A 16,393-nucleotide genomic window follows, 5' to 3' on the forward strand; every position below is an offset into this window, starting at 1 on the left:
TAAGGTGATCTTCACGTTTCCCAGACCCTAAGCTGCTAAACCCTCGAGTGCTGCTTCTAGACGCTCAACTTCACGCATGAGCACTTCTAAGGCTTCTTTAATCGATTGAGTTCTAGCAACAAAAGCTTCTTGGCGTGCAAGCAAGTCTTTTTGTAATTGATTCTTTTTGACAGTCGCTTCTAAGCTCGGTAAGCCCAAAGCGTTTAAATCTAAATCTAACCAAGAGCGTAGCAATAGTAATTTATCAAATTTAGGAATAGCCAAGCCTTTTAACCAGCGCCGCGCTGTTTCATGAGTAATCGGTTCGCAATGAGAGGCGCGTAAATTAAATTCCTTGGCTAAAAAAGAAGCGGAAGGGACTTCACGATAACGCGTTAATAGAGCGTTAGCTAAGGCTAATGCAAAAGATTCTTGCAAAGCCTTATGCCAACTCATACGCCTTTTTCTCTTTTTTGATGGGCAGAGCGAGCAGCCTCAGATGCGAGATTAGACATTTTTACTGCTTCCGTTGCAGCATCAGCAGCAATTTTGGTAGCTTCAGCTGCTTGGGCAGAAGCAATTAAAGAAGATTCTTCTGCTTGTTCGGCAACCGCCGCCGCTGCTGCTGCAGAAGCTGCTGCTGCTGCTGCTGCTGCCTCAATCGCGGATTGCGCTGCTGCCGCTGCTGCCTCGGCTGACGCATCGGCAGCCTTCAGAACTGCTAATGCAGCCGCTTCGGTAGCCGCAGTAGCCGCATACTTGGCAGCTTCTGCTGCCTTTAGGGCGCCACTCGCAGACCGTTTAGCCGCTTCTGAGGCATGGGACGTTAACTCTTTTAGGGATGTAAGGGCAACGGAGTAGCGTCGATTAATCAGCAAGTAGCCCTGACGTAAATCGCTCACCTCGGTTTCAAGCGCCACTATCTTGGAATAGATTTTTTGGATTTCGTCAGTCATGGCTGCTTTCTAATAAAAATCAGATGAATTTATTGTATAAGGATTTTCTGGTAATAACACTAATCCACAAGCCAAGTGTAAGAATCCTATTTTATACACGCGAGACGTGCTCATTTGTAATCAATCTTGCTTAAGAATAAAGGGCCATGGATACGCATTTAGCTCATCCCACTTTCATACCCAGAAGGAGCATGGGGCGTCGAGTATTGGATCAGGCCTTAAGGTCTATTACTCAGGGCGTATGTGTGGCAGGCTCTGACCAAGTCATTCTTTCAGTCAACACCGCTTTTACAGTGATCACAGGCTATAGCGAGACTGAATGTGTCGGCCGTAATTGCCGTTTTCTACAGGGGCCCGAATCAGATCCTAAGACCATAGATCAGATCCGAGAAGCCTGCATAGTTGGCACTTCTTTTTCTGGTGAGATTCTCAATTATCGAAAAGACGGCACTGCCTTTTGGAATGACCTACTGATTTCAGCCCTAAAAGATACTGAAGATAAGCCGAGTTTCTATATTGGGATTGTCCGTGATGTTACTGAGCATCGACAGCTTCAAGAGGAGATGAGCAGTGATCAAACGGTATTACATAATATCCTTGACACAACCTTAGATGGCTTTTGGCACGCCAATAATGAGGGCCGCCTCCTCGCCGTCAATGATACTTATTGTCGTCAGTCAGGGTATAGCCAAGCAGAACTATTAAGTATGCGTATTGCAGACTTAGAGGCGCAAGAAGACCCAATTATTAATCGGCAACATATTGAACAAATCATTAGAGAAGGACGCGGTCAATTTGAATCAGTTCACCGCCGCAAGGATGGAACGCTATGGGATGTCGAGATCAGTACAACTTACCATCCGGATGGTGAAGGGCAATTTCTGGTTTTTATCCGTGATATTACTGCCCGCAAGAGCGCTGAAAAAGAAGTGCTGCAATTAGCTTTTTATGATCCCTTAACTAAAGTACTCAATCGTCGACTCTTTGAAGATCGCCTATCTCAAAAACTCTTACAAACCCAACGTAATCAACAGCACGGTGCAATCCTCTTTATTGACTTAGACCACTTTAAGGAGCTCAACGATACCTATGGACACCAGTTGGGGGACGTAAGACTCATTGATGTAGCCAAACGCTTAAAAGATGGTATTCGAGAAGCCGATACCTTAGCAAGGCTTGGTGGAGATGAGTTTGCCATCATCCTTGGGGAGTTGGGTAATGATCGGGCGAATGCTAGTTTGCAAGCCAAGAAGGCTGCAGAGAAATTATGTAAAAGTCTATCTGCTACTGCTTGTTTAAAAGGGGTCGAACATAAGACATGTCAGTCCGACGATTCTGGAAAATGTAGATGCTCAGCCAGCATTGGAGTTACCCTGTTTTCAGATAACCAGCTAAGCCCGGGCCAATTGCTCTCACAAGCAGATGCCGCCATGTACCAAGCCAAAAAAGCGGGGGGCAACCGATTTCAGCTCTATGAGGCGAATGCGCAGAAATAACTGATTACTTCAAGCAGTTCATTGTTGTTGACTAACGTCGCTTTTGGGTCGTTAGCTGACACTGCTGAGTGGACTTAAAAGCGATGTGTTTGAAAAAGTATGGCCTTATAAGAATCTGTTATCTAAAACAAGATTGTTTGCCCTAAACATTTTTTCAAATAACTGGCACTCGTCCTCCTCTAATTCAATTTCCTCCTCAATATCTACTTTTTGAAGGTTAGAGTCGTATCTAAAAAATTGCAGCTTACCGCTGCCCCAAACCTCATCATATAAATATTCAATTTCAACGGTGGCATTATCGAAGAGGTAAGTTACTTTTCGATGAAAGATCTCCTCATCAAATGGTACAGAATTGGGACGCGTTAAATAAGTTTGAGCTTTTCGGTGGGCGAAAATACGATTAAATCTACTCCTCATTTTCTCTATACGAAGATCTTCTTTCGCTTGAGTTAGCATCGCCTCTAACTCTTCATTTGTATGCTCTGTCATGCTTAAGCCCTCAATAATTAAGGTGGCTTTCTAGAAAATATAAAATCTATGCCTATACATAGTATGTTTCAACTTACTATATGGATAGTTAAGCACATATGGCGTTGTAGCGCAGAAGTGTTGCGGCCTTTTTTGACTTGAATCGATGACTAATTTCGGAAATATAGACAATGAATTCGTTTACTAACAAAATATCCATATTAATCAATGGCTTACTTAATAAGTATATTTACAACGAATCTTATACTCTGAGCTCAGAAAATTCTAATCAAGTTAACTTTATTCGTTTTGCCCTAGAGGCAAAGGTTTTGTCGTTTGGGGAGTTTAAAACCAAAGCGGGACGGCTATCTCCTTATTTCTTTAATGCAGGTGGATTTAATGATGGAGCGCGCCTGAGTGCTTTGGGGCGCTATTACGCAAAAGCGCTGCAAGAGTCCAAGATTGAGTTTGATATGTTGTATGGCCCAGCGTATAAGGGCATTACTTTGGCTGCAGCAACTGCGATTGCTCTAGCTGATAGTGGGCGTAATGTGCCATATGCCTACAACCGCAAAGAAGCTAAAGACCACGGCGAGGGTGGCACCCTTGTTGGCGCACCTGTCAAAGGTAGGGTGGTCATCGTCGATGATGTCATTTCTGCTGGAACCTCAGTGCGAGAGTCGGTGGAGTTGATCCGCGCTGCGGGTGCTCAGCCTGCTGCCGTACTGATTGCCTTAGATCGTATGGAGAAGTCAGGTACCGCTTCTGAGATTGGCGATAAGTCGGCAGTGCAAGCAGTTGAGAATGAATTTGGCTTGCCAGTCATTGCGATTGCCAATCTCACAGACTTGATGGCTTTCTTGACTGCATCCAGTGATACGGAGCTAACGAATTATCTTCCTGCAGTGAAAGCTTATCGCGAGAAGTACGGCATTTAAGCAGATCGCTTAAATTTCTGTTTCGCCTTCAAAGACAGTAACAGCAGGGCCTGTCATGATGACTGGCTGAGCCACATCGTTTACCATTCCGCCCCAGGCGATTTGTAAATCACCGCCGCGAGTATGTACTTGCACCGGAGAGTCGAGCATACCGCGACGAATCCCCGAAACCACTGCAGCACAAGCTCCCGTTCCGCAAGCAAGCGTTTCCCCGGCGCCACGCTCAAATACACGGAGTTTGATTTCCTTGCGATTGAGGATTTGCATGTAGCCCGCATTGACGCGTTTTGGGAATGCAGGATGTTTCTCAATGTCGGGACCCTCTTCAAGCACCGGAGCGCTGTCAACGTCACCCACCACTTGAACTGCGTGCGGGTTGCCCATCGACACCACGCCGACCCAGTCATCATGGCTCGCCGGACGATCGAGCGGTAGTGCATAGAGCATTTCATGAAACTCTTGCATGCTAGCTAAACCATCTGCATTAAAAGGAATCTGGCTATGCTCGAAGATTGGCGCTCCCATATTCACCTCCACTTGCCCATCTGGATGAGATAGTAAGGTGAGTACAGTATGCGCAACTTCAACTCGCAAGGGGTTTTTATTTGAAAGACCTTGATCCAATACAAAACGTACGAAGCAGCGTGAACCATTGCCGCACTGTTCAACTTCTCCGCCATCAGCATTAAAGATGCGGTAGCGAAAATCTGCATCTGGTCGAGTTGCTTTTTCCACTAATAATATTTGGTCTGCACCAATACCGAATTGACGATGAGAGAGTTTTTGCCATTGCTCTTGCGTGATATTGCTCAGATCTTGGTCAATCCCATTGAGCACAATGAAATCATTGCCTGCACCATGCATTTTGGTGAAGCGTAATTTGCGTGCAGGTGTATTTGAATTCGTGCTCAAAAGAATGTCCGTGTAGTCAGTTGATATCGTTTAGTTATAGAGGCTGGGTTCGCCAGGCGGCCTATGTTTAAAGCGTTTGTGTACCCAATAGTACTCTGCCGGCCTTTCTCGAACAAGTTCTTCGATGCATTGATTAAGGCGTGCGGTATCTGCCTCGACATCGTCGCTGGGGAAATTGGGGAGAGGATTGCTAATATTGCAGGTGTACCCACTACGGTCTTCGTTGAGGGTAGTAGTCATGAGGCAGACTTCTGCACCGCTTAGTCTTGCAAGGCGTGATACGGATGTAATGGTGTTTGTTTGAATACCAAAAAAAGGTACAAAAACAGAATCTCTTGGGCCAAGGTCAATATCAGGCGCAATAAAAATAAAGTTACCAGTTTGAATTTCTCGAATGAGATCGCGTAAGCGACTCTGCCTTTCGATCGACTTACCGCCAAAACGGTTTCTCCACTCAATCATCTTTTGATTGAAAAAAGGATTCTTCATATTTTGGTAGAGTCCGGCACCCCTTGGCCAATCGTGTTGACTCGCCAAAACGGAGAGGGCCATGAAACCACCCTCAAGTCCAACAAAGTGGGGATTGATCAATAAGCGTGGCTTGCAGTCACCTAATGTAATCGCAGATTTGATGGTCACGATATCTGTAATTTGTTTACCGCTACCCAGCCAGATGCGACTTCTCTCGATGACGCTACGTCCCAATAATTTCCAGTGCGCGAGCGCAAGGGTATCAATTTCCTGCTCGCTGAGATTTGGAAAGCACAAGCGCAGATTGGTCTTTACTACTTTTGCGCGCTCATTTGGGATATGGGCTGCAAGCCAGCCTAGGGCATAGCCAATATAAATTGTGAGCGAATAAGGAAGAAAGGCAAAAAGGCGCAGTAGGTTTAGCGCTAGAAAGTTGAAAAGGTTTTGTAACCAGATCATCTTTAGTAATGAATTGATAGTTAACTCTTTAATCCTGCGGCGGCAATTCTGCACCGGCGGGATGCTTATAGCGGTTGTAAGCCCAAATAAATTGCTCTGGAGCTTTTAGGATCGCCTGCTCTAAGGCTTGATTAATTTCGGTAGCGGCAAGTACCGCATCTTCGGAGAGTGGTGCAAGCCTTGTTACTTCCATTAACCAACCCTGACCGAGCGATTTTCGTTTGGCGGTAAACATCAGCACTGGCGTATGGTTGCGATTGGCTAGGCGTGCGGGCAGTGGCGTTGTATAGGCGGGACGACCAAAGAACGGCACCCAAACGCCTTCCTTCCCATTGGGGACTTGGTCTGGAAGAATACCAATGGCCTCACCTCGCATCAGCGCCCTGGTCATTTGGCGCACACCATTCAAATTGGTGGGTACAAACTCCATATTGGGGTAGGCGCGTTCTGCCTCTACCACTTCGTTCAGCCAAGCTTGTCGAGGCGGACGATACAAAACGGTTGCGGGAAAATGTTGCGCCAATACGCGTGGAATAACTTCAAAGCCACCTAAGTGCGGGGTTAGCATCACTAGACCGCGGCCTTCATTAATAGCGCTCTCAACTACATCCCAGTTTTGAATTTCAACGAGTTTGACTGCTTTTTGTGGGTTTTTCCAAATCCACAAGCAGTCCGAGAAAAGCTTTCCAGAATTGGCAACGGCAGTCCAAAGGACAAAGGGGAGTTGATGGCTCTGAACCACGGCCTCATATTGAGTGCGAAACAGGGTGCGGTATTGCTTAGATCCAATATAGGCTAAGAGGCCTAAAAATGCCCCAAGGATCTGCATGACCCCAAGAGGCAGGAGGGCAATCGCGTTGAAGCTCAGCTTAAGAAGTAGTTTTTGCACTCTTCAATGATATTCAATGCTAGCTATAAGGACAAATTTAGCATTTGGCTTGATGATTTTGCCGCTTTTCGGATAGAATTAACCCATCGCCGAGTTAAGACAACTTGCAGGGCGATTCAAAAATTCTGCTAAAGCGTCGCCGTTGTGGTTCCTGGCACGTCGAGTTGTCCAATAGATCGTGTTAATTTTTAAAGGAATACACAATGTCAAACGATTACTTCTTTACCTCAGAATCCGTTTCTGAAGGCCACCCCGATAAAGTATCAGATCAAATTTCTGACGCTATCTTGGATGCCATTCTGGCCCAAGATCCAACGGCACGTGTTGCCGCGGAAACTTTGTGCAATACCGGCTTGGTCGTTTTAGCTGGTGAGATTACTACGAACGCGAATGTGGACTACATCCAAGTTGCCCGCAATACTTTGCGTGAGATTGGCTACGACAATACTGCCTACGGTATTGACTACAAAGGTTGTGCCGTATTAGTTGCTTATGACAAGCAAAGCCCAGATATTGCTCAGGGCGTTGATAAGGCACATGACGACGGTCTAGATCAAGGTGCTGGCGACCAGGGCTTAATGTTTGGTTACGCTTGTGATGAAACTGCTGAGCTCATGCCTTTGCCAATTCACTTGTCGCATCGTTTGGTGGAGCGTCAGTCTCAATTGCGTCGTGATGGCCGTTTGACTTGGTTGCGTCCAGACGCGAAGTCTCAAGTAACCGTGCGCTATGTGGATGGCAAACCTGACTCTATCGACACTGTTGTGTTGTCTACTCAGCACGATGAAGAAATTTCTCTCGAAAAATTGCGTGAAGCAGTCATCGAAGAAATTATCAAACCAGTATTACCTAAACACTTGATCAAAGGCGCAATTAAATTTTTGGTAAACCCAACAGGCCGTTTCGTTATTGGCGGCCCACAAGGCGATTGCGGCTTAACTGGTCGTAAGATCATTGTGGATACTTACGGTGGCGCAGCTCCTCATGGCGGTGGCGCATTTTCAGGCAAGGATCCATCTAAGGTTGACCGTTCTGCAGCATATGCTGGTCGCTACGTTGCCAAGAACGTAGTTGCTGCTGGTTTGGCAAGCAAGTGTTTAATTCAGATCTCATACGCAATTGGTGTTGCTAAGCCAACGTCTGTCATGGTGAGCACCTTTGGCACGGGCAAGATTTCAGACGAGAAGATTGCCCAATTGGTGTCGGAGCACTTTGACTTGCGTCCAAAAGGCATCGTGAAGATGTTGAACCTTTTGCGTCCAATCTATCGTAAAACTGCTGCTTATGGCCACTTTGGTCGCGAAGAGCCAGAATTTACCTGGGAACAGTGCGATAAAGCGCCTGCATTACGTGCAGCAGCAGGGCTGTAAGCGGTAAATCAGCAGTATGTAGTTGTATTGAAGCGAAATATGGCGAAATTGATTACAATTTCGCCATACCTTCAAGGAGCGTTGCAAGGAATGCTGAGAACCAGCGTTTCCCCAGGCTTGAAGGGAGTGGACTCCTAAGCGGAGTTTGCTAACTGCAACCGCGCTCGCTAACCCATGATTCAATGGCTAGCGAGTTTCTACTCCAGCATTGGATCGTATTTAGCTGGAGCATTCATGAGTACCGTTTCTGATTTCAACTTACAAGACTTTGTAGCAACTCGTTGCGCAATTGCGGATATTTCTTTGGCTGATTTTGGCCGTAAAGAAATCGCTATTGCTGAAACCGAGATGCCAGGCCTCATCGCTATTCGTGATGAGTTCGCTGCAGGGCAGCCATTACGTGGCGCACGCATTACTGGTTCATTGCACATGACCATTCAAACTGCCGTCTTAATCGAGACCCTCGAGGCACTCGGTGCAGAAGTGCAATGGGCATCATGCAATATTTTCTCTACGCAAGACCATGCTGCAGCTGCTATTGCAGCTAATGGCACACCTGTATATGCGATTAAGGGCGAGACTCTTGAGCAATATTGGGATTACACCCATCGCATCTTTGAGTGGGCTGATGGCGGCTTCACCAATATGATTTTGGATGACGGTGGCGATGCTACTTTGCTCTTACATCTCGGCGCTCGTGCAGAAAAAGATCAAGCCTGCTTGAATCACCCAACTAGCGAAGAAGAAACCATTTTGTTTGCGGCTATCAAAAACAAACTGGCGCAGGACCCAACTTGGTACTCCACGCGTTTGGCGCAAGTAAAAGGGGTTACTGAAGAAACAACGACGGGCGTACATCGCTTGTATCAAATGTTTGCTAAGGGCGATTTAAAGTTCCCAGCAATCAACGTCAATGACTCAGTGACTAAGAGCAAGTTCGACAATCTCTATGGTTGCCGCGAGTCTTTAGTTGACGCGATTAAGCGCGCAACAGACGTGATGGTTGCCGGTAAAGTTGCAGTCGTTTGTGGTTACGGCGACGTAGGCAAGGGTTCCGCACAAGCATTGCGTGCGTTATCTGCTCAAGTTTGGGTGACTGAAGTGGATCCAATCTGCGCATTGCAAGCGGCGATGGAAGGCTACCGTGTTGTCACAATGGACTACGCTGCTGACAAAGCGGACATCTTTGTTTCAGCAACCGGTAACTACCACGTGATTACACATGACCATATGGCTAAGATGAAGAACCAAGCCATTGTTTGTAACATTGGCCACTTTGACAACGAGATTGATATTGCTGGTATTGAAAAATATCAGTGGGAAGAAATCAAACCTCAAGTTGACCATGTGATTTTCCCGGCAGCTAATGGTAAGCCTGAGAAGCGCATCATTATTTTGGCTAAAGGTCGTTTGGTAAATCTCGGTTGCGGTACGGGCCACCCATCTTATGTGATGAGTTCATCATTTGCTAACCAAGTGATTGCGCAAATTGAATTATGGAATGCAGTCGGCACCAATAAATACCCAGTCGGTGTTTATACATTGCCTAAGCATTTAGATGAAAAGGTTGCACGCTTGCAGTTGAAGACTCTTAATGCGCAGTTGACTGTGCTGTCTGATCAGCAGGCATCCTATATCGGCGTTACCAAGGAAGGTCCTTACAAGGCCGACCACTACCGTTATTAATTAAAGCAATACAAGCCATAGGCCCAAAATCATGGAATTAAGCGTCGAATTCTTTCCTCCTAAAACACCTGAAGGTGAGAATAAGTTGCAGCTGGTGCGCGAGCGCTTGAGTGAATCACTCAAGCCCGCGTTCTATTCCGTGACTTTTGGTGCTGGTGGCTCTACTCAGTCTGGCACTTTAAAAGTAGTGAGCGATATTCATGCTGCCGGTGCAGCTGTTGCCCCACATTTATCTTGCGTTGGCAGTTCTCGCGAGAGTGTTCGGGAGATGCTCAAGCAGTATCAAGCATTAGGTATTAAGCGCATCGTGGCATTGCGTGGAGACCTGCCATCTGGCATGGGTCAGTATGGCGAGTTTCATCATGCAAATGAGTTGGTGGAGTTTATTCGTGCGGAGACGGGCGATTGGTTTCATATTGATGTAGCAGCCTATCCAGAAACGCATCCACAAGCCAAGTCCCCTGCAAGCGATATTGATTTCTTTGTGCAGAAGATGAAAGCTGGCGCCAACTCTGCAGTCACTCAGTATTTTTACAATAGTGATGCCTATTTCCGTTTTGCGGATGAGGCATACGATTTAGGTGTAACTCAGCCGATCATTGCCGGCATCATGCCGATTACCAATAGCAGTCAACTGTTGCGATTCTCTGATGCATGTGGCGCTGAGATTCCGCGTTGGATTCGTTTGCGTTTGCAATCTTATGGTGATGACATTGCTTCAATCCGTGCATTTGGCGAAGATGTGGTGACCGATCTGTGTGATCAGTTGTTATCTGCTGGTGCCCCGGGTTTACATTTCTACTCACTCAATCAGGCTGACGCTGTTTTAGCAATTGCAGATAACTTAGATCTAGCGAAGTAATTTAGCCTTTTAGGGCAGACTCAGTTAGCATAAAATCTAAGGGCTCATCGTGTTTTTGAGCCTGCCATTGAGCATCATCTAACTGTTGCCAATCAAACCCTACGCCGAGACACAATAAGCTGGGTTTAGCTTTGCGCAATTGGGCTAGTGTGCGGTCAAAGTAGCCGCCCCCATAGCCAAGGCGCCAATAATGGTTTTTGCTGCCCACCTTAGATTGGGACCAGCCCACACAGGGGATGAGAATGCAATCAGGAATGATTGGGTGGCGTTGAGCGTTCTTGGGATCAGGCTCAGGAACATGATGCTTGCTTGGTATGAGTACATCGCCAGGTTCCCAGGTATAAAACTCAAGATGTTTATCAGGGCGCGCAAAAGGAAGTGCTAATTGGTGCTCGTTATTGCTAGAAGCCCAGGATAGGAGTGTAGGGCGTAGATCCGGCTCATTTTGAATGGGTACGTATAGCGCAACAGACGATGGGTTTTGTTGACCCAGGAATTGACTTAGCCCTGCAGTCAGATTGTTCAGACTTTCTGGATAGCTTGCGCCAGCAGCAAAATGCGTTCTTTGCGTTAGCAGTTCTTGGCGTAAAGTTTTTAGCGAATTACCGTGCATACCAGGCATTATCAGGCGAAAATTAATAGATATAGTAAAAAGTAATTATGTATAAGGCTAGATAGTGAAAAAGAAGTTTGATATTCTGATGACTGGGCGTCACAAGCTGGCTGGAGTGTTGTTTTCCGGCTTGATTTTCCTTGCGCCCAATGCCTTTGCTGAAAAAGTTAAAAAACCTAATCTTCCGAAGTCTTATGCAAGTAAGGCAGCTCCTGCTGAAATCACTGATAGCGATAGAACTTTTATTGAGTTGCGTGAAGCGGCTAAGAAGAATGATGTATTTCGGGCGCAGCAATTAGCCTCTAGCTTGCCCAATTATCCTTATGACGACTATGTAGCTTATTTTAGGATTAAGCCTCAGCTCTTTGACAGTGCTGGCGGTGCCAGGGCTGATACCAGTGCCGACGCTCAGGTCAATGGGTTTTTAAGTCAATACGAGGGGACGGCTTTAGCAGATCGGATGCGCAATGATTGGTTGCTTGTGTTGGGTAAGCGCAAGGACTGGGCAAGTTTTGATTCTGAATACGCTAAGTTCGTATTGGATGACGATACTCAAGTGAAATGTTACGCCCTACAGTCCAAGTTAGCGCAGGGTGACAATCCTACAAAATTAGCAATTGACGCACGCGCAGTACTTATTAACCCATCCTATTTTGGTTCCGCTTGCCAAGAATTAGTTCCTGCATTGGTGGCTGCAGGTGGCATGACACCCAGTGAGGCCAAGGCTGTGGGGCGCGCTGCCAGCGAAATGGGGTTTGATACGATGTCGCGCCGACTTGGTGGGGAAGATCCCATCGCAGATATTGTCAGGGGCGCTAAAGCAGACCCTGTAAGGACATTTAAGGATTTCTCTCAGAATGCTTCGCGCTACAGCAAAGAGAATCAAGCTGTTGTTTGGGGTGTCATTGGGCAGTTCTTGGCCAAGAAATTAGATTCAAATGCGGACGATGCTTATCGCTTACAACAAGACTTGGGCTACAACGAATTACTTTCTACTGAAAGTCAGGAGTGGAAGGTGCGCGCCGGTTTGCGTGCTAAAGATTGGACGCTAGTGAAAAATGCCATTGAGGGCATGAACCCTGCAGTCCGTAGTCGTGATCCCGCTTGGACCTATTGGTATGGCCGCGCTTTGAAGGTGGATGGTCAGGATGCTAAAGCTCGTGAGAGTTATGAACTCATTGCTGATCAGTACAACTTCTATGGGCAGCTAGCCCGTGAAGAGCTTGGCAAATCCAATCACGCCCCAACACGCACCAAGGTATCCGAGCAGGATATTGATGCGATGGAAAGTCGCAAAGGCTTCATTAGGGGTGATCGTTTTTATGCCATGAATCTGCGCTTTGAAGGCAATCGCGAGTGGAACTGGGAATTGCGCAATATGACGGATAAGCAATTGCTTGCTGCTGCTGAATATGCCAAACGAATTGGCTTATATGATCGCGTAGTCAATACTGCCGATCGAACAAAGCAAGAGCATGATTTTAGTTTGCGTTACCCAACGCCCTACCGTGATCAGTTATCACCGATTGCACGCCAGATTGATTTGAACTTAGCTTGGGCGTATGGTCTTATTCGTCAAGAGTCCCGCTTCATTATGAATGCCTCTTCATCAGTTGGCGCATCAGGCCTGATGCAGGTGATGCCCAATACAGCCAAGTATGTTGCCAAGAAAATTGGTATGGTTAACTACACCAATGACAAGTTGAGTGATACCAATACCAACCTGACTTTGGGAAGCAACTATCTCAATATGGTCTTGATAGATTTAGATGGTTCTTGGGTGTTGGCTTCTGCAGCATATAACGCAGGACCATCTCGCTCTAAGGCCTGGCGTGAAAAATTAAGCAGTCCCACTGAAGGGGCGATTTTTGCTGAGACGATTCCATTTAATGAAACCCGTACTTATGTGAAGAACGTTTTATCGAATGCTAATTACTATTCATCAGTCATGCAGGGCCAAGCACAATCTTTAAAGCAGCGCTTAGGGGTGATATCGCCCAAAGCGGCCACTCAATCAGAATTGCCTTAATCACAAAAATCGGACACTATGAAATATGACATTCTTCTTATCGGTGGCAATGGATTTGTAGGGCGAGTGCTTGCGGCAAAACTGCAGGCAGCCGGGTATTCTGTGCTGCTGCCAACGAGTCATCTACCCGCTGCCCGTGACTTACGCATTTTGCCTAAAGTACATTTGGAAGATGCAGACGTGCATGAGTTTGATGAGTTGCAAAATTTATGCGCGCGTATCAAGCCCAATGGAGTCGTTATTAATTTGGTTGGCGTATTGCACGATAAGCCTGCTCAGCCTTATGGCAAGATCTTTAAGGCGGCCCACGTAGACATGCCTAAAAATATTATGACCGCCATGCAAATGCATGGTCTAAAACGCTATTTACATATGAGCGCATTAGGCGCAGATTCCAATGGCCCTTCAATGTACCAACGCAGTAAGGGTGATGGTGAGCATGAAGTTAAAGGAAGCGGTCTTGAGTGGACAATCTTTAGGCCTTCAGTCATCTTTGGCGCGCAAGACCAATTCATTAATCTGTTTTCAACCTTAACAAAATGGCTGCCAGTGTTGCCTCTAGCCAATTGTGAGGCTCAATTCCAACCAGTCAGCGTAGACGATGTGGCTGATGCGTTTGTAAAGTCTATCAAAATGCCCCAGACAATTCATCAGTCATATGATTTAGTCGGACCTACCGCGTATACGATGAAAGAGATTGTCTCTTTTGCAGCCCGCAAAGCACAAACTGCTTGCGCCATTATTCCTGTGCCTGCATTTGTAGGTCGTTTGCAGGCTTTGGCGTTTGAGTTTTTACCAGTGCCGACATTGATGTCACGTGACAATATTGCCTCTATGCAGTTGCCCAATATTCTGCCAGTCAATAGACAAGATGCATTAGTCGAAGTATTTGGTATTAATCGACGTAGCTTAGAAGGTATGAAGTAAGCAAATGAAGATCTACGCTGTTGGTGGCGCCATTCGCGATACGCTCATGGGTTTACCCATGCACGATATCGACTATGTAGTCGTTGGCTCTAGCGTAGATGAAATGCTTGCCAAGGGATTTCGTCCAGTGGGGAAAGATTTTCCAGTATTCCTTCACCCTGAAACTCAGGCTGAATATGCCCTGGCTCGGACAGAGCGAAAAACTGGCAAGGGCTATAAAGGATTTTTATTTCATGCAGATCCTGCTGTTACCCTCGAGCAGGACTTAGAGCGTCGCGACTTAACAATCAATGCCATGGCGCAAGAAGTCGCTGCTGACGGCAAGCTTATTGGTTCTGTTATTGATCCTTATAACGGCCAACGAGATCTTGCTGAAAAAGTATTTCGTCATATGTCAGATGCTTTTGCTGAAGACCCATTACGTTTACTGCGGATCGCTCGCTTTGCTGCTCGCTTCCCTGAATTTATTGTCGCCGATGAAACCATGACGGCATTAAAGGCGATTGTGGAGTCAGGCGAGTTAAATGCTTTATCACCAGAACGTATTTGGCAAGAGCTTGCAAGGGGGTTGGTTGCAAGCAGGCCTATGCGAATGTTTCAGGTGCTATTGGATACTGGTGCCGCTAAAATAATTCTTTCTTCATCAGTAGTGGTGGATCTGCAGAAAGAGCCGTCTCGCGAAAACCTCATGGCACATCTTCATGAAACCCCTGCTAATTTAGAGAGTCGTTGCGCTGTTGTGTTGATGAATACACCTGCTAGTGAAATTCGTTCTTGGTCTGAGTGTGTGCGCATGCCCATCGAGGTACGTGACTTTAGCGAAATCTTTAGCGAATTGAATGTGTTCATCAGTAAAAATCCTCATGGCATCTACCAAGTAGTAGATGTCCTCTCTTGGTTCAATCGCGCTGATGTGTGGCGCAAGCCGGATCGCGCTCAAGCGCTGTTAGATCTTATGAATAGAATTGGTCTGAATGTATCCGGATTGATTAAGGCTATGCAACAAGCGCAGGCTTTGAACCCAGCAAACATTATTGCTGGGCTGGCTGCTGAAGACCGCTCTAATGGCGAAAGAATCCGCAGTGCAGTTGAAACCGCAAGACTTGCAGCAATTACTGTGGCGCTACATTAAAGTCTATTTCTGCCTCTAAGGCCTGGAAGGTCCTCAAGAACATATCCTGGCAGCAGATCGTCTAGCTTTTTTGAAAACGCAAACGCTTTAAATAGTTCACCCATCTCTGCTTCCGAAAGCAACTTTTGTAACGAGTTGGAGATTGGCAAGAAAGTTTCTGGATTGCTTGGATCGCCAATTTCTAGGGCGATATCTCCGATACCGGCATCCAGCAGAAAGGCTGCTTGATTGGTGAGGTAGACGTCATCAACATTCTCTGCAAGTGCGCTTCTGGCAATCTGTGCCCACTCCACGTGGGTTGTTAAGTCGCATAAGCCAGGTAAATAAAAAGGATCTTGAATAGCATGATGACGATGATGGGCCATCAGAGTGCCTTCAATTCTTTGTGGGTGGTAGTACTCGCTCTCTGGAAAGCCATAATCGAAGGTGAGAAATAAACCAGCATCTAATTGTTTGGCAATCTGGCGAATCCAAGCATTTGCTTGTGGGTGTAATTCGGTGACATAGCCTTCTGAGAAATTTCCACTCAGAAGACTCTCTGGCAGCAAGGCCTGCTCAACGGGCTTACCGGTTTTCCAAAAGAATTTATCTTCGGCAAAGCTCACTCCACACCAATACCAAAAGCCATTTTGGTAAATGATGGCGTCACAGGGAATTGCATCAATCACTTCATTGGCGAGAATGACGCCTTTAAAGTTCTCTGTTAGGGAGCTCAACCAAGAGCATTTTGTGGAGAGCTCAAGTTCTGCTGCAAGCTTATGAAGTCGTTCCTGCTGTCTTTGGGTTAGATCTGGTGAGATCTCAATAATGTCGTAGCCATCTAACTGGAAACCAAGGTCATTTAGTCGAGTCAGAATGGACTCGGCCAATTTGCCGGTGCCTGCGCCAAACTCTAGAATCTTAGCGGGAAGGCCTTGAGCCTTGAGCCCCTCGAGGACTGGCAGGATGGTGGAAACAATTGCAGCCCCGAACAGAGGGCTGAGCTCAGGGGCTGTTGTGAAATCTCCGCCTGCTCCAAGTTTGTGGGCCCCGGCACTGTAATACCCCATTCCCGGCTCATATAAGGCCATTTCCATATAATGAGAAAAGGCGATCCAGCCGCCTTGGGATGCGATTTCAGTGGCAATTTTGCTGCCTAGGAGCTTGCTATGCTCCATTTCAAGGCTGGTCAAGGTAATATCCATAGCTCGCTAGTCTAAGAGAATT

General features: G+C 46.5%; 16 protein-coding genes and 1 riboswitch. Of the genes, 8 read left to right on the top strand and 8 right to left on the bottom strand.

The genetic code is table 11. The features are described from left to right. Positions 1 to 27: 27 nt before the first annotated feature. A complete protein-coding gene (locus tag ICN49_RS00935; protein WP_216164591.1) occupies positions 28 to 435 on the bottom strand; it encodes a hypothetical protein in 408 nt (135 codons plus the stop codon). Then, positions 432 to 935: a hypothetical protein gene (locus tag ICN49_RS00940; RefSeq protein ID WP_216164594.1), complete on the bottom strand. Its 504-nt coding sequence runs from the start codon at positions 933 to 935 to the stop codon at positions 432 to 434. Before ICN49_RS00940 ends, ICN49_RS00935 begins: the two co-directional genes overlap by 4 nt. Before the next feature lie 146 nt (positions 936 to 1,081). Between ICN49_RS00940 and ICN49_RS00945 the strand changes: the two genes are divergently transcribed. Further along, a complete protein-coding gene (locus tag ICN49_RS00945) occupies positions 1,082 to 2,431 on the top strand; it encodes a GGDEF domain-containing protein (RefSeq protein ID WP_216164596.1) in 1,350 nt (449 codons plus the stop codon). Positions 2,432 to 2,536: 105 nt separating this feature from the next. Here ICN49_RS00945 and ICN49_RS00950 read toward each other — a convergent pair whose 3' ends face one another. Continuing rightward, positions 2,537 to 2,920, bottom strand: coding sequence for a hypothetical protein (locus tag ICN49_RS00950; RefSeq protein ID WP_216164599.1), 384 nt, complete (start codon positions 2,918 to 2,920; stop codon positions 2,537 to 2,539). A 248-nt stretch (positions 2,921 to 3,168) separates the two neighbouring features. On the opposite strand from ICN49_RS00950, the gene pyrE reads away from it, so the two are divergent. After that, positions 3,169 to 3,837 carry an orotate phosphoribosyltransferase gene (gene pyrE, locus ICN49_RS00955; RefSeq protein WP_216165259.1) on the top strand — a complete coding sequence of 223 codons (669 nt, stop codon included), beginning with the start codon at positions 3,169 to 3,171 and terminating at the stop codon, positions 3,835 to 3,837. A 9-nt stretch (positions 3,838 to 3,846) separates the two neighbouring features. On the opposite strand, the gene dapF is transcribed toward pyrE, so the two are convergent. The 3 genes from dapF to ICN49_RS00970 form a co-directional block, all read right to left on the bottom strand. Further along, positions 3,847 to 4,701 (bottom strand): diaminopimelate epimerase, encoded by an 855-nt coding sequence (gene dapF, locus ICN49_RS00960; protein WP_216165262.1) that lies wholly within the window; start codon positions 4,699 to 4,701, stop codon positions 3,847 to 3,849. Positions 4,702 to 4,779: 78 nt separating this feature from the next. Then, positions 4,780 to 5,679 carry an LpxL/LpxP family acyltransferase gene (locus ICN49_RS00965; protein WP_216164602.1) on the bottom strand — a complete coding sequence of 300 codons (900 nt, stop codon included), beginning with the start codon at positions 5,677 to 5,679 and terminating at the stop codon, positions 4,780 to 4,782. A gap of 28 nt (positions 5,680 to 5,707) precedes the next feature. Continuing rightward, on the bottom strand, positions 5,708 to 6,568 hold the full coding sequence (locus ICN49_RS00970; RefSeq protein ID WP_216164605.1) for a lysophospholipid acyltransferase family protein: 861 nt from the start codon (positions 6,566 to 6,568) through the stop codon (positions 5,708 to 5,710). A 203-nt stretch (positions 6,569 to 6,771) separates the two neighbouring features. Between ICN49_RS00970 and metK the strand changes: the two genes are divergently transcribed. The 3 genes from metK to metF all read left to right on the top strand — a co-directional run bounded on the left by metK (position 6,772) and on the right by metF (position 10,486). Then, positions 6,772 to 7,938, top strand: a complete 1,167-nt coding sequence (gene metK, locus ICN49_RS00975; protein ID WP_216164608.1) for a methionine adenosyltransferase — start codon at positions 6,772 to 6,774, stop codon at positions 7,936 to 7,938. Positions 7,939 to 8,005: 67 nt separating this feature from the next. Beyond that, positions 8,006 to 8,111, top strand: a riboswitch (S-adenosyl-L-homocysteine riboswitch). Between the two features lie 61 nt (positions 8,112 to 8,172). Next, positions 8,173 to 9,624, top strand: coding sequence for an adenosylhomocysteinase (gene ahcY / locus ICN49_RS00980; protein ID WP_216165264.1), 1,452 nt, complete (start codon positions 8,173 to 8,175; stop codon positions 9,622 to 9,624). A gap of 31 nt (positions 9,625 to 9,655) precedes the next feature. Beyond that, positions 9,656 to 10,486 (top strand): methylenetetrahydrofolate reductase [NAD(P)H], encoded by an 831-nt coding sequence (gene metF, locus ICN49_RS00985; RefSeq protein ID WP_216164611.1) that lies wholly within the window; start codon positions 9,656 to 9,658, stop codon positions 10,484 to 10,486. 1 nt (position 10,487) lies between these two features. Here metF and ICN49_RS00990 read toward each other — a convergent pair whose 3' ends face one another. Beyond that, positions 10,488 to 11,108, bottom strand: a complete 621-nt coding sequence (locus tag ICN49_RS00990) for a 5-formyltetrahydrofolate cyclo-ligase (protein ID WP_216164614.1) — start codon at positions 11,106 to 11,108, stop codon at positions 10,488 to 10,490. 79 nt (positions 11,109 to 11,187) lie between these two features. Between ICN49_RS00990 and ICN49_RS00995 the strand changes: the two genes are divergently transcribed. The 3 genes from ICN49_RS00995 to ICN49_RS01005 are packed head-to-tail and all read left to right on the top strand — an operon-like array spanning position 11,188 to position 15,187. Next, a complete protein-coding gene (locus tag ICN49_RS00995; protein WP_216165267.1) occupies positions 11,188 to 13,128 on the top strand; it encodes a lytic transglycosylase domain-containing protein in 1,941 nt (646 codons plus the stop codon). Positions 13,129 to 13,146: 18 nt separating this feature from the next. Beyond that, on the top strand, positions 13,147 to 14,055 hold the full coding sequence (locus ICN49_RS01000) for a complex I NDUFA9 subunit family protein (protein ID WP_216164617.1): 909 nt from the start codon (positions 13,147 to 13,149) through the stop codon (positions 14,053 to 14,055). A gap of 4 nt (positions 14,056 to 14,059) precedes the next feature. After that, a complete protein-coding gene (locus ICN49_RS01005) occupies positions 14,060 to 15,187 on the top strand; it encodes a tRNA nucleotidyltransferase/poly(A) polymerase-related protein (RefSeq protein WP_216164620.1) in 1,128 nt (375 codons plus the stop codon). On the opposite strand, the gene ICN49_RS01010 is transcribed toward ICN49_RS01005, so the two are convergent. Further along, entirely contained in the window at positions 15,184 to 16,371 is a 1,188-nt protein-coding gene (locus ICN49_RS01010; RefSeq protein ID WP_216164623.1) for a class I SAM-dependent methyltransferase, read from the bottom strand. The two genes, ICN49_RS01005 and ICN49_RS01010, sit on opposite strands and share 4 nt — an antisense overlap. Positions 16,372 to 16,393: the final 22 nt, after the last annotated feature.

This window comes from Polynucleobacter finlandensis, assembly GCF_018881755.1.
Lineage (GTDB): Bacteria > Pseudomonadota > Gammaproteobacteria > Burkholderiales > Burkholderiaceae > Polynucleobacter > Polynucleobacter finlandensis.